We start from the raw sequence: 23,120 nt of genomic DNA, 5'->3' as shown, positions 1-23,120 counted from the left end.
GCTCGAACCCCCAGGTGAGTGCACGCACGTTTGAGTAGTAGCAGCGGTCTCCCGTCCTCTTGATCGGACGGGGTGGGTTGCTACCGTCGGGTCGGTGACGCGCGAGAGCCCCACCGAACGCACCAAATGGATCGTCCACAGCGAACGGGTCGTGGACGAGAACCGCCACATCCGGGTGTCGGTCGCCAACATCGAACTGCCCAACGGCGTGGTGTTCGACCAGTACGTCTTTCGGGTGCCCCGATGCGTCATGACGGCCATCCTCGACGAGGCCGGCGAGAACATCCTTCTCATCTGGCGACACCGGTTCATCGTCGACCAGTGGGATTGGGAAGTACCGGGCGGGTACGCCGAGCCCGACGAGGAACCGGGCCTCGCGGCCGCACGAGAGGCGGAAGAAGAGACCGGCTGGCGGCCGAGGAACCTGGAGTTCCTGTTCTCGTTCCAGCCCATGATCGGTTCTGCTGACGCCCCGCAAGACCTGTATCTGGCCCGTGGCGCCGACCTTGTCGGCGAACCCCACGTCGATGAAGCCGAAGCCGTGCGCTGGATGTCGCTGGACGAGGCCCACCAGCGGATACAGCGCGGCGAGATCATCGGCGCTGCGACGGTCATGGCCGTTCTCCACGCGCTCGCAGCGCGGGCAGCCTCTCCTCCGCGTAGTCCATGAGTTCACGCACATCCCGTTCGGACTCGTAAGGGTGGAATGCGCGGGCCAGATCGCGGATGTAGCGGTAAACGCGCGCGGAGGTGAGGCCCGCCGCCATGTCGATCGCCATGCGTCCCTGCTCGCAGGCTTCATCGAGGCGGCCCTGGGTGGCCAGCGCCATCGCCAGCACCGCGACATTGAAGGTCTTGCCCCTTCGATACGCCGGGTCCATGTCCAACGACCGGAGTGCGTACTGCTCAGTCTCCGAGGCTCTTCCCAGATCACGAAAGCAATGCGCGATCTTGGCGGCAAAGTAGGCGCCATCGAAGTACATCAGCCAATCGGGCAAGTCCGAACTCGTTGCGTGCTCGTAGGCGCCCTCGGCGCGGGTCAGCGCGTGCGTGCACGCACGCGCTTCACGTTGCGCGGCGTACCCGTGCGCCTCCATGACCAGGCATTCGGTCATCAGTACGGGCAGGTCCGCGCGACGGGCGGCGGTCTGTGCCGCCCGCGCCAGGTCTACTGCGTACGCTGGCTGGGCGACGTAATGGGCTTGCTGGCTCATCGCGGCGAGAACTTCACCGCAGAGGCCGTCATCGCCGCCGAACTTCGCCATCGCGAGTGCCTGGATGAGGTACCGCTGGGCCAGCCCCTGCTTGTCCAGGTCGTGGTACAGCCATGCAGCCAGCTTGGTCAGGTCGGCGGCCGCAGCGAACAAGCTGCGCCTGATCTCCTCGGTCGAGCGGCCATCACGCAGCAATGGCCCCACGTGGGTGTGCAGGTACTCGATCACGGGGCCGCGGACGTGGCCGCCGCCGAGCCGATTATCCAGAATGCGGAATGCTTTAGTGACCTGTCGGATTTCTTCCACATCGCTTGGGCCGACGCGGCGTCCGCTGGCAGGGGCCAGCGCTGGATCCCACGGTCCGAGGAGCCAACGCAGGGCTGTGGCGGCGAAGGCTGATGAGTCAACCTCTGCATCGACCAGGACCCGTTGCCGGTCGAGATCGGCCTTCCACAAGATGCTGGCGGTACGCGCGATCCCGGCCTGGTTCGTCGGCAGCTCCAAGCCGACATTCCTGGAGAAGGGATGGGGTTTCATCCCGAGCTCGGGCACCGATACCCGCCGACCCAATTCGATCGTGAAGACCTCAGCGATGATCTCTGGCACCGGGTGCCGTGGCTGCTCACCGCGCAGCCACCTGGCGACCGAGCTGTGGTTGTAGCGCAGGTCAGGGGCACCGCGCAGTCCGCCAAGGCGGACCACACGGTCCGCCAAGCCCTTGTTCGAGAAGTCGGCTTCCGTGATCAGCCTGGCGAGTTGGTGATTGGGCTGCTTCTCCTTCAGCACCGCGGCACCTCCCTGGCTAATACCCGACAGTCTTGCACCGGCGGTTCCCAGTAGCCGAGTCGATGTCGGCGACGCACGCCCCCCTTTCACGCACCAACCCCTCGTTCACGCCTTCCACACCTCGAGTGCGTGCGATTCGCTTGCGTCCTTGGGAGGTGAACCTGCATGACGCCATGTCGGAGTTGGGTAGCAGAGCGGTTCAATTACGCCGCTGCAGGGCTTGAGCACATCGACCCGCCGATACGCCGCAATGGTGTCCGCAGCGATCACAACCCAGACAAGTGCGGCATCGAGATGCTCATCGATTCGGGCTTGGCGACGGTGCAGATCCCCCACCTCACCGTTGCCGCCCTTTCTAGGCCTCGGACCAATGTCCTTGGGGCCGGCTGCACGGCTCCGAAGCGGAAGCCAGAGTGCTGGTCCCTTCTGGGCCGTGCAGCCCTTTCGGCACTGCGGCGATACCCGAGCCGGACACGAGGCCCTGCCGCCTTCCCCACCCATCTCAGAGAGATATCCACCATGGCTACAACGCCGCTCGCCGCCATCGGCTCCGATGAGCGGATCAAGGACAGGTTGAAGCGGGACTTCCCGGGCTGGCGATTCCTGAAGTCCGACAAGGGCCGCTGGTGGGCGTTCCGCGGCCCCCTGCCCGTAGACCGCATGAACGAAGTGGACACAGTCGAGGCCAATACTCCGGACGGCCTCCACGCACAGCTGAAGGACGTCACCGCGAAGGCGACTCGATGAACGCCGTCCAGGCACGCAATGAGGCGCTCAGTCTTGATCAGTCCGGCTCGGAGCCCGTGTTGCTGAGTTGGTCGCCGTCGGTCCACGTCGGTGTTGTCGGCCAGGTCGTCGTCCGGCGGGAGGGCGTGTCGTGATGGTGCGCCGACGGCATCACCGGAGCAGCACCGAGGCCCGCGCCGCGGTCGGGAGTGTGTCGTGACCGGCGGCGACGCAGATTCCAGCTGGAACCCGTCTCTCCCGACCGTCCCGGAGTTCGACTGGCCGGCGGCCATCCGTGACCTCGGCGACCTCGGTACCTCGATGCCGTCCATGCCGCGGTTGTGGAACTTCTGGGCCGGCGGCAAGGACAACTTCCTCGCCGACCGACGCTTCGGCGAACGCGTCGAGGCCCTCTATCCGCGGATCGTGGATATGGCTCACTACCGGATCGCGTTCCGTGCCCGCGTAGTACGGACTTTGGTCGGCGAGCACGGGATCGGCCAGCTCCTGGTCGCCGGTACCGATCTACCGCTGCGTGACGAGGTCCATCATGTGGCCCAGCAGGTCGATCCGATGGTCCGCGTGGCATACGCCGATCCCGATCCGTTGGTCATGGCGCACGCCCGCGCACTGCTGAACTCCACTTGGTCGGACGCCTGCGAGCACATCGAGGCAGGGCTGGAGGATCCCGCCGCGCTGCTGGAGGGCGTTCAGGGAACTCTGGATCTGGCCGAGCCGGTCGGGGTGTTGCTGATCAACAGCCTTGACGGTCTCAACGAGACCACGGCAACTCGTGCCCTGGATGTCCTGTGTGCGGCTTTGCCGAGGGGGAGCTGCATTGCGATCTGCAATCTGACGGGCGCGACCTGCCGGGGGCTGGCCACTCTCGGCGCGGCGCAGGGCATACGGGTGGCCGGCCTACCGAACGACCGCGCCCCGGCAGACGTGCGGGCCTTGTTCGCCGGGCTGGACCTGGTCGACCCGGGTGTGGTCTCACTTCCGCATTGGCGGCCGGAGCCATCGCCCTGGCCGCGGTCAAGGCCGGTCGATGTGTGGTGCGGCGTCGGCCGCGTCCCAGGGGCGCGGCCAGATCGGAGGCGGCAGTGACTGCGTCGAACTCGCCTTCGGCTTCGTCCGCGTCGGCACACGCCTCACCACCGGCCCCAGGGCGATGGCTTTGGCCGCTCGGGGCGGTCCTGCCCGCCTGCATGGTGGTGTACGTCGTTGTGGTGTACGCCCTCAACGGCCGCACGGACGGGAAGGGCCTGGCGCTGACCGTCCTGGCCGTCGGGATGGCCGGGGCAGCGATGCTGGTGATTGCGGCTTTGGAACGCCGACACGAGGCCGTCATCAGGCGGGTCCAGCGCCGCCAGGCCGGTGAGGTGGCGTGGCTACAGCGTCAGGCCGTTGAGACCGCGACGGCGTTGCGGCAGGCGACCGCCAAGCAGCAGCACACCGATAACGAGATCGCGTGGCTGCGCGGCCACGTAGCGGGATCAGCGGCGGCCACCCGGCCGGAAACAGGCGAGCTGGCCGAGTATGCCGGACGGGCCGATGCGCGTCTCACCGCTATCACCGGGCAGTTGGAGCACCTCCTGGAGACGCTGTCGCCGGCCAAGGCCCCGGATGCCTCGGCCGTTGATCAAGGGCTTGGAGACGAGCCTGACCGTGAAGTGCTGGTCTACGTCGGGCACCGTGTGCACGCGCTGGTGAGCCGGATGCTGGAGCACCTCAAGTCGACCGAGCGGGAGCAGGAAGACCCTGATCTTCTCGATGATCTGTACCGGATCGACCATCTGGCCACCCAGTTGCGTCGCGCGGCGGAGAAGCTGGCCGTGCTCGGCGGTCACGCCGCGCGTCGGGCCAAGTCTCCGATGCCGATCTCCACGGTGCTGCGCCAGGCGATGGCCGAGGTCGAGGATTTCACCCGGGTTCGCCTGACACTCCCTGACGACGAGGTCGAGATTCCGGGATACGTAGGCCCGGACGTCATCCACGTGCTGGCCGAACTAGTCGAGAACGCGACCAAGTTCTCCGATCCGACCACGACGGTGCTGCTGTCCACTGCGCGGACACCAGCCGGGTTGAGCATCGAGGTCCGCGACCAGGGTTTGCCCCTCACGGCGGAGAAGCTGAAGGACCTGCGGCGGATACTGGCCGTCCCGCACCGCATCAGCCCGCGCGAGCAGGTCAGGCAAGGACAGATCGGTCTGCTGGTGGCCGCTCGGCTGGCCGCTCGACACGGCCTCGGGATCGAGTTGCACTCGGACGCGTCCGGAACGCGGGCCGTCGTTGTCCTGCCGCGCAGCCTGCTGGCGGTGGCCCCGGCTCCCGCCCCGGTGGCACCAACCGAGAGGGCGCCGCTCGAACCGCCGCACCGAGCCGAGTTGCCCCGGCGCCACCGTGTCGCCACTCCATCCGTACCTCCTGCGGCTCCCCGGCCGCCTTCTCCGCCGCCAGGTGACAAGCCGGCGCTGCCTCGGCGAAGTCACGCTCAACCTGCGGCACAGCCGCCGGCCGACAAGCCGACGGGTCCGGCGTCGAGTCCAGGCCGGCCGCCGACGCCGGGCCTGATGGGAGCCTTCACAGCCGGTGTCCGGGACGCGAAGGACGACCGACAGCAGAACACGCCGCACACCAACGAGCCGGAGATCGACTGACCAGCAGCCTCGGTCTCGGATTTCTCGAACGTATGGAGAGACAGACATGACGATGCACGAGCCCCTGGCGCCGGCCACCGTGGCCCCGGTCGATGACGGGTTGGGATGGCTGCTGACCAGGTTCGTCGAGCGCGTGGCCGGGGTCAGCGGCGCTCTGCTGGTGTCGCGGGACGGCCTGAAGATGGCGGTCTCCGGTCTGGACATCGACCAGGCGGACAAGGCGGCCGCGTGGATGGCCAGCCTGCACTCCTTGGCTCGGTCCGCCGGTCCCATCAGCGGGTCGGCGTCCGGCGGGTTCCGGCAGGCCGTCGTGGAGGACGACGGCGTCCTGGTGTTCGTGATGAGCGCCGACCACGCGGTGGCGGGACAGACGAGCGACCGGATCGGCCTGGTCGGCAGCGTCCTGGGAGTCCTGGCCCACCCGGACGCCGACCCCAACACTGTGGGATTCGAGATGGGCCTCCTGGTGAAGAGCGTGGCCGACCATTTGGTCACCGCCACTCGTAGCGGCGAGAGCACTGATGGCGTCCGGTGACATGGCGGCCTCGGCAGGCTGTGATCCACGGCAACCGCCAGCCCGCTCGGTAGAGAACCCGGCATGGTCGTCCGGCCGGGATCAGGCATGGGTCACCTACGACGCCGAAGAGGTGAGTCTCTATGCGATCACCGGCGGCCGCACCCGCCCACAGCATTCGATGCGGCTGGTCACCCTGCTGGAGGTCGCAGATCCTGTAGGCGTCAAGGGATTGGCGCCCGAGGCCGCTAAGGCCGTCGAGGTGTGCCGTACCCAGCCATGTTCGGTCGCCGAGATCTCCGCCCGGATCGGCCTTCCCATCCACGCCACGAAGATCGTCCTGTCGGATCTGATCGTCTCCGGTGCGCTGGTCATGGCACTTCCCGGCCCCGAAGCGCCCGACCATCTGCAGCTGCTGGAGGCGTTGCGGTCGGGTCTGGAGACGAGGCTGTCCGATGTCGCCTGACATGCGGTTCGTCGGGCGCGGCCCCGTCACCGTGAAGATCATCGTCAGTGGCGGGTTCGGTGTCGGCAAGACCACGATGATCGGCGCGGCCAGCGAGATCGAGCCACTGACGACCGAGGAGTACCTGACCGCGGTCAGCGACGGAATCGACTCTCTCGCGGGAGTGGAGCGCAAGGCCACCACCACCGTCGCTCTGGATTTCGGCCGCCTGACCTTCCGCGAACAGCAGATGGTGCTGTACCTGTTCGGCACACCGGGTCAGGACCGGTTCTGGTTCACCTGGGACGACCTGGTCGTCGGCGCGGTCGGTGCCGTGGTGCTGGTCGACACCCGCCGCTTGGCCGACGGGTTCGCCCCGGTCGGCTATTTCGAGCAGACCGGGATGCCGTTCGTCGTGGCGATCAACGAGTTCGACGACGCCCCCCACCGCTACTCGCCGGCCGAGGTCCGCGCCGCCCTCGAAGTGCCCGACCGTGTACCGGTCGTGCGCTGCGACGCCCGCGCTTCCCGCTCGGCCATCACCGTGCTACTCACCCTGGTCGACCACGCACTCACCCGTGAGCACGGGCGGCCCACCCCATCCATCGCCCATGGAGCATCCGCATGAGGTATGACGCCGACTCCGGTCTGGAGATCCCGATCTGGCACGACACGGTCCAGGAGCGCCTGAGGCTGCTGGCCGAGTTCGGTCTCGACGGCATCCCGGACGCCGAGTTCGACGGGTTCGCCGCTCATGTGTCCGGCACGTTCGCCAGCGAACTGGGCGCCGCCGGTCAGGGACTGTACGCAATGGTGAACCTGTTCATGCGCGAGGAGCAGACCTTCATCGGTCTGCACAACCCACCAGGCGCTCGGGCCGTCGCCCGGACGATGGCGCCCGATCATGGTTTCTGTCCCGAAATGCTCGACCGCACCAAGGCGCTCGTCCTGGCCGACGTGTGCGCGAAACCGCAGTTCGCCTCGAACCCGGTGGTCGACAAGCTCGGGGTCCGCACCTACGCCGGGGCGCCGCTCGTTCATGAGGGAACCGGGACTGTGCTGGGCAGCGTCTGCGTGGTGGGCGCCAGCCCCCTTCCCAAGGCAACCCGCCAAACCTCTCTCGTGCTCATCAAGCGGCACCGTGACGCACTCGTTGAGCTGCTCGGCCAGCGCACCCGCAGGAGAGGCGGCCGCCACGGCACCGGCTATCAGGACGGTTGACCAGGCGGCCGGCCCCGGCCGCAGCCATGACGTCTGCCGGCCCGACCACCGGTAGTGGCCCCCACGAAGCGAAAGGGGATGTGTCCGTGTTCGAGACCGACGATCACCAGCATCTGCGCGAAACCGTCCGGGCCTTCGCCACCTGCGAGGTCGCGCCGCGCGTGGCCCGCATGGAGTCCTCTCAAGCCATCGATGTCGAGACCTCCGCTTCGATCGCCCGGCAGGGGTGGATCGGAGTGACCATCCCCCGTGAGTACGGCGGCATGGACGCCGGCCACCTCGCCAAGAGCATCGTGATCGAGGAGTTGGCCCGGGTGTCGGGTGCGATGGGAGCCATGGTCCAGGCGTCCCAGCTCGGAGCGGCCAAGATCCTCCACTTCGGTACCGAACAGCAGAAACAGCGGTGGCTGCCGCCGATCGCCGCAGGCGAATGCCTACCGACGATCGCCGTCACGGAGCCGGGTTCGGGCGGGAACGTGCTCGACATGCAGGCCACCGGCCACCGTGAAGGCGACGAGTGGGTGCTGAACGGCCGCAAGGTCTACGTCGGCAACTCCCACATCGGACATCTCCATGGCGTCGTCGTCCGCACCGGCTCCGAGGCGAAGCGTTCCCGGAGCCTGACGGCGTTCCTCGTCGAGTACGACCGGCCCGGCCTACGGCTCGTCCCGTACAAGCCGTGCCTCGGTCTGCACGGGTTCAGCTTCGGTGACCTGGTCATGACCGACGTCCGGGTTCCGGCCGCGAACATGATCGGCGGTGAAGGCGAGGGACTCGACGTCGCCTACAGCTCCAGCGTCCTGTACGGCCGCCCGAACCTCACCGCGGTCGCGCTCGGCATTCACCAGGCGCTCCTCGACGAAACCGTCGCCTTCGCCGAGCAACGCCACCGCCGGGGCGCACCGCTGGCCAAACTGCCCACAGTCGAGCAGCGGATCGGGCAGATCAAACAGCGGGTGATGACCTCCCGCGCACTCGCCTACCAGGCCGTCCACATGCTCGACCACGGTCTGCCCTGCGACGACGAGCTCGTGGTCGCCAAACAGTACGGCGTTGAATCGCTGTGGGAGTCGGCCCTGGCCGCGATGAAAATTCACGCAGCCGCCGGACTTCGACGCGACCGCCCGATCGAACGTCTAGTGCGGGACGCCTTCCACATCGACGCGCCCGCCGGGACAGGCGACATCCAGCTGCACCGCCTGGCCGAATCCGCTCTCGGCGCCGGCAAGGGCCAGTGGTCACATCGACTCGCCCACCTGACAGCCCCACGGTCTCAGTCCAAGCCCTCCGCAGCCGCGCGGGAGAGCGCTGCATGACCCCTGCTCTGTAACCACCGCGCGGTGACTGCACCCGCCCTCCGTAAGTCGCAGTACGGCCCAGGAACCATTCACCAGGCCTCCACCGGCCCCTGGGGTCGTACGGCATCCCCTGTCCACTTCATCGAGAACACGGATCCCATGACTGCCCCTGATCTGCTCACACCGGCCGAGGTCGCCGCCCTGTTCCGGGTGGACCCCAAGACCGTCACACGCTGGGCGAAGCTGAAGAAGCTCTCCTCGATTCGGACGGTGGGCGGCCACCGCCGCTACCACGCAGCCGAGGTCTACGAGCTACTGAACACCGAGAACCGGTCCACCTCGCCAACCGCGCTGGAGACGCTGGTCGACGACAACTACGGCGGCGACCCCACCGGCGCCATGACCGACCTGGCAGACCGGTACGGCCTCGTGGTCGCCTTCCTTCATCGGGCCTGGTTCACGCAACTCGCACAACGCGACCTGACCGACATCGAGTGGAAACACATCACTGCCGAACTCGGAAACTTCAGCACCGCCCTCTACGAGGCATGCGCCGACCAACTGCTCGACTACGCCTCCACGGTGTTGCGCATCGCAGACGTTCCCGTCCAGGCCACGACAGCCTCCGAACTGCCGCCACTGCCAGTGGTGCCTCGGCGGGACGAAGACACCGATGCGAGCCCCGCCCCTCTCGACGAAACGTCCGGCAGCTGCCGTGGAACCGCAGGCAGCACCGTCGATCCCATTCAGGTCAGATGCCACGCCGACGCACGATGCGCCGTGGCGATGACCCCGCAATCCCAACCCGACCACCCGGCACCGCAGCCGCCACCAGCGCAGAAGGCACCCGCACGATGACGAACTTGCGGCTCAGCTACGTCAACGTCGAGCACGGTGGCCGGACCGAGTCCGGCTACTCCGCCTACTCCGGCGACGGCGACCCCTACGACTACGGCAAGGTCGTCGGGATGCTGCACGATGGGGATTGGCCCGACATCCTCGTCATCGGTGAGGGCGACCGGTATGAACTGAACGGGATGGAGGGGGCCTACGAGGCCGCCGCCGCCCTGCGAGAAGCAGGCGGTCTCGCCTACGTCCCGCACGCGGCCTGTGTGATTCCATGTACGTAAAGTGCCCGTCTTCGAGCTTGGGTGACCGCCCGGTGGCGGTGTCAACGGCCGAGTGAGTCCGAACGGCCACCGACAGCGTCCTGCGGCAACTCAAGGATCGATCTTTTCTCTGCATGCTTCCGGCGACCCGGTCTGCTCGGTGCACTGCTCGATCTGTTCTTCCTCCGGCGGCACCTGCTCCTCGTCCTGAGTCGGCTCCGGCTGCTCATCCTGAGACGGCTCCGGCCCGCTGTCCTGGGGCGTGGGCGGCTCCGGCTCCCCGTCCTGGGAGGGTTCTGGCTCCTCCACAGAGTCGTCGATGCCGTTGTTGTTCCGATCCCGCTCAGGCGGAACCGGCGGAACTGTGCCCACGCCATCCGGCCCGAACTCCTCGATGCAGCTTTCCCGCACACTCGCCCCCGCCGGATGCTTGCACTCTTCCGGAAGCGACCGATTATCGGTGTCACCGTCTCGCGGCTCAGGATCAGGCCTCCGAGTCGGCTCCTGCGGCTTCGGCTTATCCGGCTTCGCCGGACTCTCCACGGATGTTTGAGAGGGCTGGGGCGGGGTGGCCGGTTCGTCCGATCCGCACGCCCCTGCACCGCCCGAGATGAGCGCGACGGCCGTAACCACCCCCGCAATCTGAATTCTTTTCATCTTCATTCTCCCCACGATCGTGGGGTCCGGGGGGAGGGACCCGGGAACAGCCATCGGCGGTACTAGCCGGTAACAGGCTCAGGTCTGATATTACGCAACTCTGTCCAGACACGAAAGGGAATCTCTCCAGGTCAGCGTGCTGACGACGGTTCATCGGTCAAGCCATCCCTCGCCGTCGTACGGCCAATCAGCGTCGAGCGGATGTGGCTCCCCTACCCGCCGCTCCACCGCGGGGGGCCGCAAGGGCGCCCGGGCATCTGTCCGAGAGACCGGTATGAGCGCGTCAAGCTCATGCGCACGTACTGCACCGGCGACGGCCGACAACGTGGAATTAGGCGGCGAGTTCTTGGCGGAGTTGATCGAGAGCCTGCGCAGCGTCTGCGCGGATTTCGGGTAGGTCTTCTCCAGCGGTCCGCATGATTCTCTGCAGCTGATGCGGAAGCCGCTGCGTGATCGCTTCACGGACGGCGATCACCAGGGACTCGCGCGCTCCGATCTGGTCACCAGCCAGGAGTTGAACATTCGCCACGGTCACTCGTTCGATGACGTGCCACTGTGGGGCGACCGTGGTGGTTGGCGCCGGGGAGTGGTCAACGAGTCCGATGGCAGTGTCCGCGCGGTCCGTTGCAACCAGCCCCCTGAGCCGAATTTCGTGTAGTGCGTACGGATTGAACAGGGACGTGTGCTTCGCCTCGTCCAGGAGCGCGTCGGCCTTCCTCATCACGTGGTCGAACAGGTCCTTGTCACCGAGTGCTCCGGCAGCCCGAGCGAGTAGGGGTAGAACCGCCACGCGGGCTTTGGAGTCGGGGGCCAGGGCGAGCGCGTGTTGGAGGCGGTTGACGGCGGCGCCGCGCAGCCGGGCCTTGCGCAGTTCGTTGCCGTGCATACGCAGAACCTCGGAGGAGAACGCCGGGTCGTCGAAGTACGAGGCGATGGCGAAGCTCCTGGCGGTCCAGTGAGCGGCCGTGCTCAGGCGCTCCTCGGGCAGGACGTTGCCGAGGGCGACGCCCAGGCCGGCGCGGGCGCGGGCCAGGAGGTGAAGGACTTCGCGTTCGGTGTGCCCGTCCTCGATGCGGGCTTCGAGTCGGGCGACCAGTGGCCAGAGTTCGGCGACGGCTTCGTAGGCGTGGCCGGTCTGGCGGGCGATCTCGGCAAGGCGGACGGTCGACTCGCCGAATTGGAGCATGGCCCGGTGGTCACTGTCGGCGGGGTCGGTGACGCCCAAGACGTGTGGAGGGAGGCGGAGCCGGTCGGCCACCCAGCGGCGTGAGCCGACGTCGTCCAAGGTGCGCTTCCCGAGTTCCAACATCGAGATGTATGTCTTGTCGTAGCCGAGGAGCTGGCCGAGCGCGGTCTGGTTGACGCCGTGGATGTCGCGGTGGAATCGAAGGATCTTCCCGAGGTCACCGGTGGCGAGGACGCGCTGGGCCTCGGGTGTCGCCCAGCGCCATACGGCATGGCGGGCCGGGGCCCGCGTCGGTGCGTGGGAGCTGGCTGCCATGCTGGTCACATCCTTGCGAACCAGGTGGCGATGGATCGCCGGTAGCCGCTGGGCATGTGCAGCCCCGGAATCTCATCGACGGTGAACAGGCCGAGCTGCTTGTGCTCGTGGCTCAACACTGGTTCGACGTCCGGCGTCAGGACGGTGCACCCGTAGGTGACGATCACGACACGCCGCTCAGGCAGCGTGTGGGGCAGCGGCTGATAGATCCACACGTCCAGAAGCGGGCCTGCTTTGATGGTCCAGCCCGTCTCTTCCTGGATCTCTCGCTCGACTGCGGCCTCCGGGCTGGCATCGGACGGCTCCAGGCGGCCGCCGGGCAATTCCCATTCGTCGCGTTCGTTCTTCAGAAGTGCCACACGTCCGCCGTTTCCCACAGCGACACCTTTTATGGACACAGGCCAGGCCGGGGACGTAGTCATGGCGGTCCTTGCGGTTCGCGGATGGGCCGGGGGATACCTCGAAAAGTAGCACGCACACTTCGCACCGAGTCGGATCTGAGTGCTATGCCCGAGTAGACAATCTGTCGCTTTACCTCGCGACGGGCAGAGGCCGACAGTGAGCGCAGAGTCCAGCGAAGGAGTTGCGCCATGAGCCAGGCCCTCCAAGTCCTCCAGACCCTTGACGATGTGCTCGCCCCTCAGCATGTCGGCTCTGAGACGCCGCGCGTGATCGCGCAGCGCTTGCGGAACGCCGGCCTGGTCGTGCTTGAAGGGATGGCATCACGCGGCGAGGTTCTCGCTTTGGCCTCGCAGGTCATGGACATCACCGCGCATCGCGACGGCGACCCCGATGGCTTGACCACGATCCGAGACACCGGCCGTCACCTGGAGCGGCCCGGATTCGCCGGCTTCACCGACAAGGAGCTCGCACCGCACACCGAACGGTCGGGGACGACGACGCCGCCCCGGCTGATGCTCTTGGTGTGCGGGCGCCCGGCCAGTCAGGGTGGCGAATGCCTGCTGACCGATGCCCGCGCGGTACACGCCGAATTGGTCGAGAACCGGCGCGAGGCCGCTCTGGCGCTGTCAGACCCCCGTACGACGTTCTTCGGAGCGGGGGACGGCCACGCCGCCCAGGTCTTCACGGCCCACCCCGCGGGGCGAGTATCGGTGCGGCTGCGCCTAGACGGTCTTGCCCGTTGGAGCCCCATGGTTCAACCCCATCTCCGCGACCTGTGGGAAGCGACAATCCGGCATCAGCTTTCACTTCGGCTTGCGGCAGGCCAGGGCTACCTGCTGGACAACACCCGCTGGCTCCACGCCCGTAAGGCGTTCACCGGGGACCGGCTGTGCTGGCGTGCGCTCGGCGAGCCGAAGTTCGAGCTCCCCGTTGGGTTCCTCCCTATCCGGGACGCGGTGTCATGACTCAACTGAGCGCCGCATGGGTGAAGCTGGCCTTGCTCTCCCATGGTGTCGCGATCGACGCATCGTTCTCCGCGTGGTTCGGCCGTCAGGTCGGCTGGGTGCGTCGACGTAACTTCTACAACTCACCGGTCTGGGATCGGGACGCGACCGTCCCGCAGGAGATCCGGCTGGCGACGCCCGAGGGGCAACCTCCGGTGACGGTTGCGGTGAACGTTTACGGCGACAACACCTGGACCCTCAGGGCCGACGCGGAGAGCGCCTGGGTGGTGAACTCCGCGCTAGGGGTCTCCTGGGCGGTGAGCCTGGTCAACGATCTGGAGTGTCTGCGCGGTTCGGAGACACTCGGCCGCATCGCGAACCTGTACGGCGGCAGCGCGCTTTCGTTCTTTTCTCCTCGGGCTTGTTACTTCTTCGCCGACGGGACGCAGTGCCGGTTCTGTTCGCTGGCGGGAACGGCGGCCGGCACATCGTTCGCGAACAGGCTGTCCCCGGTTCAGGTGCGCGACGCGGTCGCGGCGGTGCTGGAGGCCGAGCCCGGACGAGTCAACCAGGTGATGATCGTCGGCGGGAATGAACGCAACCTCGACACCGGGTTCCTCCGGCACGTCGACCTGGCTGAGGCTGCCTCCGCGGCGATCAGTGCGGCAGGCATGAACGGCCAGGTCTCGGTTCATCTAGTGACTATGCCGCCGCGCGATCTGAAGGCGATCAGGAAGCTGGACGGTGTACTGGACGTGCACGTCGGGTTCAACCTGGAGGCCTGGGACCCGGTGACGTTCGAGCGGATCGCGCCGGGCAAGGCGACCGACTACGGGCACGCGGTGATCCTCACCGCGCTGGAACGCCTCGTTGATGTCGTCGGCGAGTACAGGGCGCACTCGATCCTCATCGCCGGCCTGGAGCACCCGGCTTCAACCTTGGCAGGCGCCGAGTCCCTGGCGGCCATGGGTGTATCGCCGATCATCAACGCCTTCCATTCTGACGTCCACTCGACAATCGGGCTGTCGGTGCGCCCCTCGTACCAGCAGCTGGCCGAGGTCGCGTCGGGACTATCGGAGCTGCACGCGACTTTCCCGATCCGGCCGTACTGGAAAGGCTGCGGGCGTAACGCCCTGGACTTCGAGGCATCACACCGCATGTTCGACGGTGAGCCACCGGCCCTGGACGGTGTGTCGTGACTGGCCTCGCCTCTCCGGACGAACTTCTGGACGCGACCCTGCTGGGGCTGTGCCGTGCCCCTCGCCCGTGGAATGAGGTCGAGGCGGCGCTGACCCATGGCGGTCGTCCGGGCGCTCAGCTCGGCGGAGACCCGCTCCGTCCTTACCTCGTCCAAGCAGCCCCAGAGCGCATCACCGTCGCTGCGGTGCGTCGGGCTCGACTGCCAGACCCACCTCTCATCGCCGCACTTTTGGAGGGCAGGTACGGCCTCCCCGTCCTTGAACACGCCGACGTCCTTCACCCCGACGCCGAGGTCGTTCGCATGGAGATCTCGGCATCACCTGCCCTGTCCGCCCGGCTTGCGCTGCCCGACCTCCTCCTGGTCGGCCTCGGCGACCGGGACCGCTACCGAGGTGCCCGGCTGCCATTGGGAGTGGCGCGGCTGGCGTCATGGCTGCGGTTCACCCACGCGGCCCGAGTTGAGGTCCTCGACTACAGCCTTCAGTCCGACGCTCGCGGCCGTGTCGCCGATGCCCTCGGACGGCGTCCCTCTGTGGTGGGTGTCGGGGTAAATTTCGGCCAGTGGGAGCTCTTGGCAGACCTGGCCGAGCTGGTGGAGCAAGCCACAGCCCCGTCAGCGACCTCGCCGATAGTGGTGCTCGGCAACATACTGGCGGCGTTCTCTCCGAACGAGGCTGTGGCGCAGTTCAAGCGGGCGGCCGCCGAGCGGCGAGCGCTGGTCGCCACGGGCTTGGGCGAGCGTCCGCTGGAGGCACTCTGCCGGTCCCTGCATATGCCGAAAGCCTGGGAAGCCATCCCCGGCCTACTGCAGCCGGAGCCGCCGGTCGATGTCGCAGACATCGATTCGGATACCGTGCCGAGCGCGCTGTTGGCGCCTTCGCTCGTCGCACCCGATGACTCTCTTGTGCTGGCCGTCGCCGCTGAGGGCGGCCAGGTGTCACTGGAAACCTCACTGGGCTGCCAGTACGGGGCGTGTACGTTCTGCCCTCGTGCCCACAAGGGCGATGGATGGCTCAGGGGCGAGCAGGCCGTGTGTGCGGCGATCTTGGAGCGGTTTTCGCGGCTGCGCACACCGGAGGGTTCCCGGGTGGCGGTGTCGCTGGTCGATGAGGAGTTCTTCGGATCCGAAGGCCTGATCGATCCGCCACCGAACGAGCTGGGGTCGGCGTACATTCTGGCCGCGATGGAGCGTCTCGGGCTACGGTGCGAGATCTACACGCGGCTGGAGCAACTCTTCGACCGGCACCGGTCCAGGCGCTGGAACCTTCGACGGGCGATGCTGCTCGCCGAGACCGCACCCAGCATGCGGCGTCTGTTCGCGGGCGTGGAGTCGGGATCGCCCTCACAACTGCGCCGCTACGGCAAGGGACAGACGGTCTCCCAGACCGTCGATGCGCTCCGAGTCGCCTCCACTCTCGGGGTACCGCTGGAATTCGGCTTCATCACCTTCGACCCGCTGCTCACCCCTGAGGAACTGGTCGAGAATCTGGCATTCCTGGCCCGAACAGACGTGATCTGCGCCCCACACCCCGACGGGCCGTCCGCGGCGGTCGCGCAGATCGGGCACTACCTGAACGGCGCCGATCTGCCGGGCTCTGGTGACCCCGTGTATCGGCACGTCGCCTACATGGCGACCGAGCTAGAAGTACTGGCCAACAGCCGTTATGCCGATCACCTGCATCGCCGCCACCCCGAACTCCTGGACGGATACGACCCGGCGTTCTGCCGGTTCGGTGCCCACTACGCTCATGGCGCCATCGAAAGGATCGCGGGATGGTGCCGGGTGTGGACTGAAGGCATGTTCACTCCCGTGTACCAGGCCCGGATGGCAGCCCGCTCTGCCGGGATCGGTGAAGCGGCCGAAGCAAAGGCACTCGTCCGCCGGTACCGGGACGCGACCTTCGCCCTCCTGGTCACGCTGACGGATCGGTTCCTGCCCGGCCTGAAAGTCCCCCAAGGATTCGCGCTGGCCAAGGCCCCGTCCGACGAATTGGCCCTCCTGACCGCCGAGTCGGTAAAGGTCACCGGCCACCCGGTGACCTTCAACCCGAGCTTGCTGGAGCGGCGCCGTGACCGCTGACCGGACGATCGTGTGCGCGGGGACCCTGTCCGCCATCACCTGCTACAGCGTCAGATCGCTGGTTCTACACGGGTACGGAGAGCACGCCGACATCACAACGCTGCTCGGCAACGACGCGGTGATCGCGGCCCGGCTGCTGCACACCTCCGGTGAACCTGTGTCATGCCTGCTGATCGACCCCACCAAGGCCGACGTCCACGTCCTGCGCGAGGCCGCACCAGGACTGCGGGTGCGCGCCACAGGGTGCCGTTCGGGGCCGGTGACAAGGTCGGCGGTACTTCAGGCCGGCGACGGGCAACGGTACTGGCTGCTGCCACCCATACCCACGGCTCCGGGACCACTGTCCGTCGAACCGGACATGACGAGAACGCTGTTGTACGTCGACCTATACGACGAAGTAGAAGAAGCCGTGTTCACCTGGCTGGCAGCCTCGACTCCCGGCCGTTTGACCGTAAACCTGTCGGGCTCCCGGCACGACGCGAAAGCAGCCCGGCTCGCCCCGCTGCGGCCGCTGCTGGTTCAGGCGAGCCTGCCGTACGCGGCCTCACCCGCCGGCCTGCAGGAGGCCGCCCACAAGCTGCGTTCGATGGCGTACGCCACCTACGCCCTGGTGTCGGCCGGGCCACGTGGATTCACCATGACCGGACCCGGCGGAACGTGGCACCGCACGCCGGGGCGCATCATCACCGGGCCGGCCCTAGGCGCGGGAGCCGCACTGTCAGCCGGTCTGCTAGCCGGCCTCACCCACGGGGCTGGCGGCGCAGACCTGGCCGACACGGCGAACAACAGGGTTACCGCGCACCTGTGCGAGAAGACCGGAGGCGCATTGTGATCGTGTGTGTCGAGGGCATCAACGGGAGCGGGAAAACGACCCTGGCCAATGTCCTGGTCGGCATGTGGCCCAGCGGGTACGCCCAAGCGATCGATCCGGTTCAGCACACGGTGTTCGGCGACACCATCAGAACGGCGATCATGACAGTGACAAGCCTTGCCGCCGACGCCGAGACCTTGGCGTTCGCCTCCGCTCGGCTCCATACCGCGGGCATCCTCGCCGGCAACCGCTGCCCGCCCCCACAGCACCTCGTGGTGCTGGAGCGGTGGGCAGGCGCCGTCGTCGCCTACGGAACCGTGGCCGGAGCGTCCCCGTTCCTGCTGCGGGCCCTGGAAGGCTCGCTGACCGGTGCCATACCGGTCGATGTGACCATGCTCGTGGACGTGCCAGGCGACGTCGCCGAGGACCGCCTGATCCGACTCGGCGGCCGCAACAGATTCGAGACTCTGGGGCCCGGTTACCTAGAGCGGGTGCGACGCCAGTACCTCGCCTGGGCATCGATCCGGCAGGTGCCGGTGATCAACGGACAACAGGGCATGGCCGCAGTCGCCGACCAGGCGGTCGGGCTTATCGAAGCAAGGGCCGCCGCCACCGGCGATTTCCCGCAGAACGATGCACAGGAGAGCGCGTGAAGTACACCGAAGTCGAACGGAAGTTCGCTCTGCCCAAACCGGAGGCAATGCGCACCCGGCTGATCGACACCGGGGCCGCCGGAGCCGGCACCTCCCGCCAAGTCGACGTCTACTACAACCACCCGGCCCGGGACTTCCTGGACGGCGACGTGGTGTCGGAATGGCTGCGGCTACGGCGAGACGAACCCGAATCCGGTCCAGCCGTCGCATCGATCAACTTCAAGAGGTGGCTTCCCCTTGGAGCGGCCGAGGCCACCCACGCCGACGAGTACGAATCGGTGGTCGCCGACCCCCAGGCCGTCTCTCACCTGCTGGAGGCGCTCGGCTTCTCTGAGATGGTCACCGTCGACAAGCGCCGAGAGCGATGGCGTCTCGACACCCCGTCCGGAGCCGTCGAGGTCGCACTCGACGAGGTAACGAGCCTTGGCGGGTTCGTCGAGTTCGAGTACGTCGGAGACGGAGACCTCGACCAAGCCGGGCACGCCATCACCGACGCAGTGAAGGAGACGACTTCCGCAGGGGTGACTTTGGGTGAGCGGGATCGCCGCGGATACCCATACCTGCTGCTCGACCGAGAACGCTGAACCCCGGAAGGGTCACCACCCGTACGCGCTGAACCCCTCGGCCGCCCAAATCGTGGCCAGGGCTGAGGAGACATAGTCGACTACGGGAACGCCGCCGGTCGACCCGGCCAGGTCAGCGGGATCCGCCCAGATCAATCCAGAGCATTTCTGGGGCTCGGCGTTGACGACCTCACCCCTCCACCGACGGGTGCTGAAGAAGAACGAGACACGCGCACCCCGCTCACCGGTTGTGTGGCGGTGCATGACGTGCGCGAACGCCAAGTCTGCGGGGTCAACAAGGACCCCGGCCTCTTCCTTGGTCTCGCGGATGGCTGCCGTGTCGGCAGACTCCCCCACCTCGACGTGTCCCGCCGGGAGCGACGCGTGGCCATCCATGTAGCCGGTGTTCGCCCGAACCAGCAACAGGACGCAGCCGTCGGGCCGGGTGAGAAGCATGTGCGTATCAGCGATGAGCGAAACGTACTCGCGCGCGGTCACCTGCGGCACAGTAACCCACGGTCCGAGCTGCCGAGACGACTACACGCCGACCTGCCGGCCGCCGCAGAGCTTAGGAGGTACGAACCGGCAGGAGCAGGAGCGTCGGGCGGTTGGAGCTCACTCGACCCAGGGGGCGCCGGACCGCATTATCGGTCCCAGACTATTACTCGCTGCGCTCGCGGACGGGCTTGTCGTCGGTTCCAGCGAGGTAGGGGCTGAGCCCCCAGCGTTCGGTGCGATCATCCGACGCGGCAGTGGCAGCGGCGCCGGCATCCCTCCATCCACCTCGGCACCGAGTGCTGCCACCAGGCGGGCACCCGGGCGGCCAGCTCTCGCCGAGGCGATCGCCCGCAGCGTCTCACTGCCGGACCATTGCAGGACGGGACCATCCCCGCGTGCGCGGGGAGCACAGAGCAGGCCACCCTCACTGATGGGGCGGGCGGGGACCATCCCCGCGTGCGCGGGGAGCACGCCCGAATGAAGATCGTCCAGCCCGAGTCGCTGGGACCATCCCCGCGTGCGCGGGGAGCACCTTCGGCACCGCCACGCCACCGGCAACAAGCCGGGACCATCCCCGCGTGCGCGGGGAGCACGGCGACCAGGGGGAGCAGGGCCCGCGTGGACCGGGACCATCCCCGCGTGCGCGGGGAGCACGTCAGCCCCTCCGCGCCGGTGTAGCGCAGGGCGGGACCATCCCCGCGTGCGCGGGGAGCACTTCGACGCCCTGTACGGCGCGAACATGCTGACGGGACCATCCCCGCGTGCGCGGGGAGCACGGCGGCGTTGGCCACGATTTCCCACGAGTACGGGGATCATCCCCGCGTGCGCGGGGAGCACTCAAAGTTCAACCCCACCTGCTGGGACGACAAGGGACCATCCCCGCGTGCGCGGGGAGCACGAAGTCTACGTCGACGGCGGCGGCCGGGTGGTGGGACCATCCCCGCGTGCGCGGGGAGCACCCGTCCGCGACCTCAAAGGTGGCCTGGTCCGGGGGACCATCCCCGCGTGCGCGGGGAGCACATCACCTGCCGGGGTTGCGGGCAACGCCGCCCGGGACCATCCCCGCGTGCGCGGGGAGCACCCATCCAAGGCGGTCGCGTCGACCGTGTAGTCGGGACCATCCCCGCGTGCGCGGGGAGCACCGTCTCCCTTTTCCTTTCCCACGACATGAACGGGACCATCCCCGCGTGCGCGGGGAGCACAGGCAGGGACGTTGGATGGGTGGGCCGGTTCCGGGACCATCCCCGCGTGCGCGGGGAGCACCCGGACGCTCCGGCTCGAACGCCCCACCCGCGTGGGACCATCCCCGCGTGCGCGGGGAGCACGGACGCTTTCCGGGTGGCAACCCAACGCCGGGGGGACCATCCCCGCGTGCGCGGGGAGCACCCGGACGCTCCGGCTCGAACGCCCCACCCGCGTGGGACCATCCCCGCGTGCGCGGGGAGCACGACGGCCCGGCCCCGCCGCCGCCGCTGACCGAGGGACCATCCCCGCGTGCGCGGGGAGCACTCTCCGAGGGCCATGTGATCTCTCTTTCGGGTGGGACCATCCCCGCGTGCGCGGGGAGCACCGCTGCGCTGGGTCAGAAATCGATCTCCCCGAAGGACCATCCCCGCGTGCGCGGGGAGCACGGCACCCTCCCCGAGGCCCGCGCCGCCGGGCTGGGACCATCCCCGCGTGCGCGGGGAGCACTACGGCCTGTCCCGCAACACGATCAAGAAGGCGGGACCATCCCCGCGTGCGCGGGGAGCACATGGAGACGAACGCGGGCATCTCCGTCGACCAGGGACCATCCCCGCGTGCGCGGGGAGCACCGTAGGGCGGCCTGTGCGGCGCGCGTGCGGGCGGGACCATCCCCGCGTGCACGGGGAGCACTTCCACACCGAGGAGATGACCGAGGAGACCTTGGGACCATCCCCGCGTGCGCGGGGAGCACCTCGGGCGGACCGTGACGGCGCTGACGCCGGCGGGACCATCCCCGCGTGCGCGGGGAGCACAGGCGGACGATCGACTTCAGTGCGGCGCGGGTGGGACCATCCCCGCGTGCGCGGGGAGCACCGGGGAACTCGACGTCCCTACGGCGGGTGTCCGGGACCATCCCCGCGTGCGCGGGGAGCACATGAAAGTCGATCACGAGGCGGACATGCCGACGGGACCATCCCCGCGTGCGCGGGGAGCGGAGCCTGTCAAACTCGTTGAGACAGCTCAGGCTGCGGGTTGTGCCTGGTTGTTCTCCTTGTGCTGGTCCTTGGGGGGTTCGTTGATCCAGGCCTTGTCGGGCAGCTTGGGCGGGATGGGCCTGGTGCGGAACCGTTCAGGGTGGGCGGTGTAGGCGGTGGCCAGGACCTCGCAGCGGCGGTCCCGGATCTTGGTGGCGGTGCCGTCGTGGACTGAGGCCGGGGTGTGCAGCCCGATCCCTGAGTGCCGGTGCTCGATGTTGTAGTAGGTGAAGAACGCTGCGCAGAACCGTGTCGCCGTCTGGATCGAGGTGAACCGGTCGGGGAAGGCGGGGCAGTACTTCAAGGTCTTGAAGCCGGCCTCGGAGTAGGGGTTGTCGTTGCTCACGTGTGGCCGCGAGTGGCTGCGGGTGATACCCAGGTCGATGAACAGCTGGGCGACGTTCTTGCTGGTCATCGAGGGTCCGTTGTCGGCATGGACATGTCCGGGCACGACCCCGCCGTTGGCGGCGAAGGCCTCGGCCATGAACGCCTCGGCGATCGCGCCGGACTCCGACCGCACCAGCTTCCAGTGCACGACCTTGCGGGAGAAGATGTCGATCATCACCAGCAGGTCGTAGTAGACGCCCTTGAACGGTCCCTTCAGCTTGGTCACGTCCCACGACCACACCTGGTCGGGGCCGTCGGCGACCAGTTCGGGCTTGACGCGGGCAGGGTGGGTGGCCTGGCGGCGCCGTTCGCGGACCTCGCCGGCCCGGCGCAGCAGCCGGTACATGGTCGAGATCGAGCACAGGTAGGTGCCCTCGTCGATCAGTACCGCCCACACCTGGGCGGGGGACTTGTCGACGAACCGGTCCGAGCGCAGCACGGCCAGCACCGCCTCCTGCTCGGCCGGCGTCAGCGATGCCGGATGGGGCGCCGGCCGACGATGCGGCCCCAGCGGCCGCGGAACGGGGTCGCGCCAGCGGTAGCGGGAGGCCCGGTTCACCCCGGTCAGCTCGCAGGAGGCCTTGATGCCGACGAGGGGTTCCATCTCCTGCTGGGCCGGGAGGATCACTTCCCGGGCTCGGTGTCGGAGTCCGCGCTCTCGGAGAGCAGTTCCAAGAGCTCGTGTGCTTTTCCCATGATCGCCAGGGCCTTCTTGGTCCTGGCGAGCTCGTCGGCCAACCGGGCGTTCTCGGCTGCAAGCTTCTCGTTGGCCTTGTCGGCCTCGCTCTTGCGCGGCTTGGGGCCGGTGGGCCTGGCCGCCAGGGCGTTCAGCGAGCCGGCATCGCGCAGCCGCTTCCAGTCCTGGATGTGGGAGTGGTACAGCCCCTCACGGCGCAGCAGCGCACCGCGGGCGCCCGCCTCGGTCAGCTGCTCCCATTCCTCCACGATCGCCAGCTTGTACTCCGGGCTGAACACCCGCCGCTTCGGCCGGTCGGCCCGAGGACCCTTCTTCTTGCCCACCACACCATCATCAGCGCGGAGATCGGCAACACTCAACGTCACGCTAGAAAGATCCCTGTCTCGCCCTACTTGTGTCACAGAAGACTAGTTCGTCCCCATGTCTCCCCTGAGTCTGGCAGAGAGGGGAGCACCAGCGCCGCACCCAACCGGGTCGACATGGTGGCGGGACCATCCCCGCGTGCGCGGGGAGCACACGGGGCTCGCGCCGCTGG

The 23,120-nt window shown here is 67.9% G+C and carries 24 protein-coding genes, 1 pseudogene and 2 CRISPR repeat arrays (1 of these 27 running past the window's edge); of the genes and pseudogenes, 18 read left to right on the top strand and 7 right to left on the bottom strand.

Annotation, left to right across the window (positions count from 1 at the left end):
- Positions 1–94 precede the first annotated feature (94 nt).
- Positions 95–670: an NUDIX hydrolase gene (locus ACGFK0_RS11170; RefSeq protein ID WP_392903054.1), complete on the top strand. Its 576-nt coding sequence runs from the start codon at positions 95–97 to the stop codon at positions 668–670.
- On the opposite strand, the gene ACGFK0_RS11165 is transcribed toward ACGFK0_RS11170, so the two are convergent.
- Positions 612–2,000, bottom strand: a complete 1,389-nt coding sequence (locus ACGFK0_RS11165; protein ID WP_392903052.1) for a hypothetical protein — start codon at positions 1,998–2,000, stop codon at positions 612–614. The two genes, ACGFK0_RS11170 and ACGFK0_RS11165, sit on opposite strands and share 59 nt — an antisense overlap.
- Positions 2,001–2,519: 519 nt before the next feature.
- Here ACGFK0_RS11165 and ACGFK0_RS11160 point away from each other — a divergent pair.
- From ACGFK0_RS11160 to ACGFK0_RS11110, 11 genes and pseudogenes are all read left to right on the top strand, one after another.
- Positions 2,520–2,747, top strand: coding sequence for a hypothetical protein (locus tag ACGFK0_RS11160; RefSeq protein ID WP_392903050.1), 228 nt, complete (start codon positions 2,520–2,522; stop codon positions 2,745–2,747).
- A complete protein-coding gene (locus ACGFK0_RS11155) occupies positions 2,744–2,881 on the top strand; it encodes a hypothetical protein (protein WP_392903047.1) in 138 nt (45 codons plus the stop codon). Before ACGFK0_RS11160 ends, ACGFK0_RS11155 begins: the two co-directional genes overlap by 4 nt.
- Before the next feature lie 61 nt (positions 2,882–2,942).
- Entirely contained in the window at positions 2,943–3,833 is an 891-nt protein-coding gene (locus tag ACGFK0_RS11150; RefSeq protein WP_392903045.1) for an SAM-dependent methyltransferase, read from the top strand.
- 101 nt (positions 3,834–3,934) lie between these two features.
- Entirely contained in the window at positions 3,935–5,386 is a 1,452-nt protein-coding gene (locus ACGFK0_RS11145) for a sensor histidine kinase (protein WP_392903042.1), read from the top strand.
- Positions 5,387–5,432: 46 nt separating this feature from the next.
- Positions 5,433–5,921: a roadblock/LC7 domain-containing protein gene (locus tag ACGFK0_RS11140; protein ID WP_392903040.1), complete on the top strand. Its 489-nt coding sequence runs from the start codon at positions 5,433–5,435 to the stop codon at positions 5,919–5,921.
- A complete protein-coding gene (locus ACGFK0_RS11135; RefSeq protein ID WP_392903037.1) occupies positions 5,908–6,366 on the top strand; it encodes a DUF742 domain-containing protein in 459 nt (152 codons plus the stop codon). The genes ACGFK0_RS11140 and ACGFK0_RS11135 overlap by 14 nt, the downstream gene beginning before the upstream one ends.
- Positions 6,356–6,973: an ATP/GTP-binding protein gene (locus tag ACGFK0_RS11130; protein ID WP_392903034.1), complete on the top strand. Its 618-nt coding sequence runs from the start codon at positions 6,356–6,358 to the stop codon at positions 6,971–6,973. The genes ACGFK0_RS11135 and ACGFK0_RS11130 overlap by 11 nt, the downstream gene beginning before the upstream one ends.
- On the top strand, positions 6,970–7,566 hold the full coding sequence (locus ACGFK0_RS11125; protein ID WP_392903031.1) for a GAF domain-containing protein: 597 nt from the start codon (positions 6,970–6,972) through the stop codon (positions 7,564–7,566). Before ACGFK0_RS11130 ends, ACGFK0_RS11125 begins: the two co-directional genes overlap by 4 nt.
- Positions 7,567–7,652: 86 nt before the next feature.
- On the top strand, positions 7,653–8,882 hold the full coding sequence (locus ACGFK0_RS11120; protein ID WP_392903028.1) for an acyl-CoA dehydrogenase family protein: 1,230 nt from the start codon (positions 7,653–7,655) through the stop codon (positions 8,880–8,882).
- Between the two features lie 141 nt (positions 8,883–9,023).
- A pseudogene (locus tag ACGFK0_RS11115) lies at positions 9,024–9,182 on the top strand (BldC family transcriptional regulator); the annotation flags it as partial.
- 536 nt (positions 9,183–9,718) lie between these two features.
- Positions 9,719–9,994, top strand: coding sequence for a hypothetical protein (locus ACGFK0_RS11110; protein ID WP_392903026.1), 276 nt, complete (start codon positions 9,719–9,721; stop codon positions 9,992–9,994).
- Between the two features lie 90 nt (positions 9,995–10,084).
- Here ACGFK0_RS11110 and ACGFK0_RS11105 read toward each other — a convergent pair whose 3' ends face one another.
- The 3 genes from ACGFK0_RS11105 to ACGFK0_RS11095 all read right to left on the bottom strand — a co-directional run bounded on the left by ACGFK0_RS11105 (position 10,085) and on the right by ACGFK0_RS11095 (position 12,553).
- Positions 10,085–10,636 carry a hypothetical protein gene (locus tag ACGFK0_RS11105; RefSeq protein WP_392903024.1) on the bottom strand — a complete coding sequence of 184 codons (552 nt, stop codon included), beginning with the start codon at positions 10,634–10,636 and terminating at the stop codon, positions 10,085–10,087.
- Positions 10,637–10,961: 325 nt separating this feature from the next.
- Positions 10,962–12,131: a helix-turn-helix transcriptional regulator gene (locus ACGFK0_RS11100; protein WP_392903021.1), complete on the bottom strand. Its 1,170-nt coding sequence runs from the start codon at positions 12,129–12,131 to the stop codon at positions 10,962–10,964.
- Positions 12,132–12,136: 5 nt separating this feature from the next.
- Positions 12,137–12,553 carry an NUDIX domain-containing protein gene (locus ACGFK0_RS11095; protein WP_392903018.1) on the bottom strand — a complete coding sequence of 139 codons (417 nt, stop codon included), beginning with the start codon at positions 12,551–12,553 and terminating at the stop codon, positions 12,137–12,139.
- Positions 12,554–12,721: 168 nt separating this feature from the next.
- On the opposite strand from ACGFK0_RS11095, the gene ACGFK0_RS11090 reads away from it, so the two are divergent.
- From ACGFK0_RS11090 to ACGFK0_RS11065, 6 genes are all read left to right on the top strand, one after another.
- Positions 12,722–13,498 carry a TauD/TfdA family dioxygenase gene (locus ACGFK0_RS11090; RefSeq protein ID WP_392903016.1) on the top strand — a complete coding sequence of 259 codons (777 nt, stop codon included), beginning with the start codon at positions 12,722–12,724 and terminating at the stop codon, positions 13,496–13,498.
- On the top strand, positions 13,495–14,676 hold the full coding sequence (locus ACGFK0_RS11085; RefSeq protein WP_392903012.1) for a radical SAM protein: 1,182 nt from the start codon (positions 13,495–13,497) through the stop codon (positions 14,674–14,676). Before ACGFK0_RS11090 ends, ACGFK0_RS11085 begins: the two co-directional genes overlap by 4 nt.
- Before the next feature lie 302 nt (positions 14,677–14,978).
- Positions 14,979–16,757, top strand: coding sequence for a B12-binding domain-containing radical SAM protein (locus tag ACGFK0_RS11080; RefSeq protein WP_392903010.1), 1,779 nt, complete (start codon positions 14,979–14,981; stop codon positions 16,755–16,757).
- Positions 16,747–17,589, top strand: a complete 843-nt coding sequence (locus tag ACGFK0_RS11075) for a hypothetical protein (RefSeq protein ID WP_392903008.1) — start codon at positions 16,747–16,749, stop codon at positions 17,587–17,589. Before ACGFK0_RS11080 ends, ACGFK0_RS11075 begins: the two co-directional genes overlap by 11 nt.
- Positions 17,590–17,591: 2 nt before the next feature.
- The gene (locus ACGFK0_RS11070; RefSeq protein ID WP_392903006.1) at positions 17,592–18,221 is read left to right on the top strand and encodes a dTMP kinase; all 630 of its coding nucleotides are present in this window, start codon (positions 17,592–17,594) and stop codon (positions 18,219–18,221) included.
- Positions 18,218–18,805: a class IV adenylate cyclase gene (locus ACGFK0_RS11065; RefSeq protein ID WP_392903004.1), complete on the top strand. Its 588-nt coding sequence runs from the start codon at positions 18,218–18,220 to the stop codon at positions 18,803–18,805. The genes ACGFK0_RS11070 and ACGFK0_RS11065 overlap by 4 nt, the downstream gene beginning before the upstream one ends.
- Before the next feature lie 12 nt (positions 18,806–18,817).
- Here the strand turns inward: ACGFK0_RS11065 and ACGFK0_RS11060 are convergent, their stop codons facing one another.
- The 3 genes from ACGFK0_RS11060 to ACGFK0_RS11050 form a co-directional block, all read right to left on the bottom strand.
- The gene (locus ACGFK0_RS11060; RefSeq protein ID WP_392903002.1) at positions 18,818–19,282 is read right to left on the bottom strand and encodes an NUDIX domain-containing protein; all 465 of its coding nucleotides are present in this window, start codon (positions 19,280–19,282) and stop codon (positions 18,818–18,820) included.
- Positions 19,283–19,663: 381 nt separating this feature from the next.
- Positions 19,664–21,462: a CRISPR direct-repeat array (repeat unit 29 nt; unit sequence GGGACCATCCCCGCGTGCGCGGGGAGCAC).
- Between the two features lie 25 nt (positions 21,463–21,487).
- A complete protein-coding gene (locus ACGFK0_RS11055; protein WP_392904036.1) occupies positions 21,488–22,492 on the bottom strand; it encodes a transposase in 1,005 nt (334 codons plus the stop codon).
- A gap of 20 nt (positions 22,493–22,512) precedes the next feature.
- Positions 22,513–22,908 (bottom strand): transposase, encoded by a 396-nt coding sequence (locus tag ACGFK0_RS11050; RefSeq protein ID WP_392903000.1) that lies wholly within the window; start codon positions 22,906–22,908, stop codon positions 22,513–22,515.
- Positions 22,909–23,010: 102 nt separating this feature from the next.
- A CRISPR array of direct repeats spans positions 23,011–23,120; the repeat unit is 29 nt; unit sequence GGGACCATCCCCGCGTGCGCGGGGAGCAC; it runs 835 nt beyond the window's last position.

It is taken from the genome of Spirillospora sp. NPDC048823 (assembly GCF_043198445.1).
GTDB lineage: Bacteria > Actinomycetota > Actinomycetes > Streptosporangiales > Streptosporangiaceae > Spirillospora.
The sequence above is the reverse complement of the archived record's forward strand: the minus strand, read 5'-3'. Positions and strand labels throughout refer to the sequence as shown.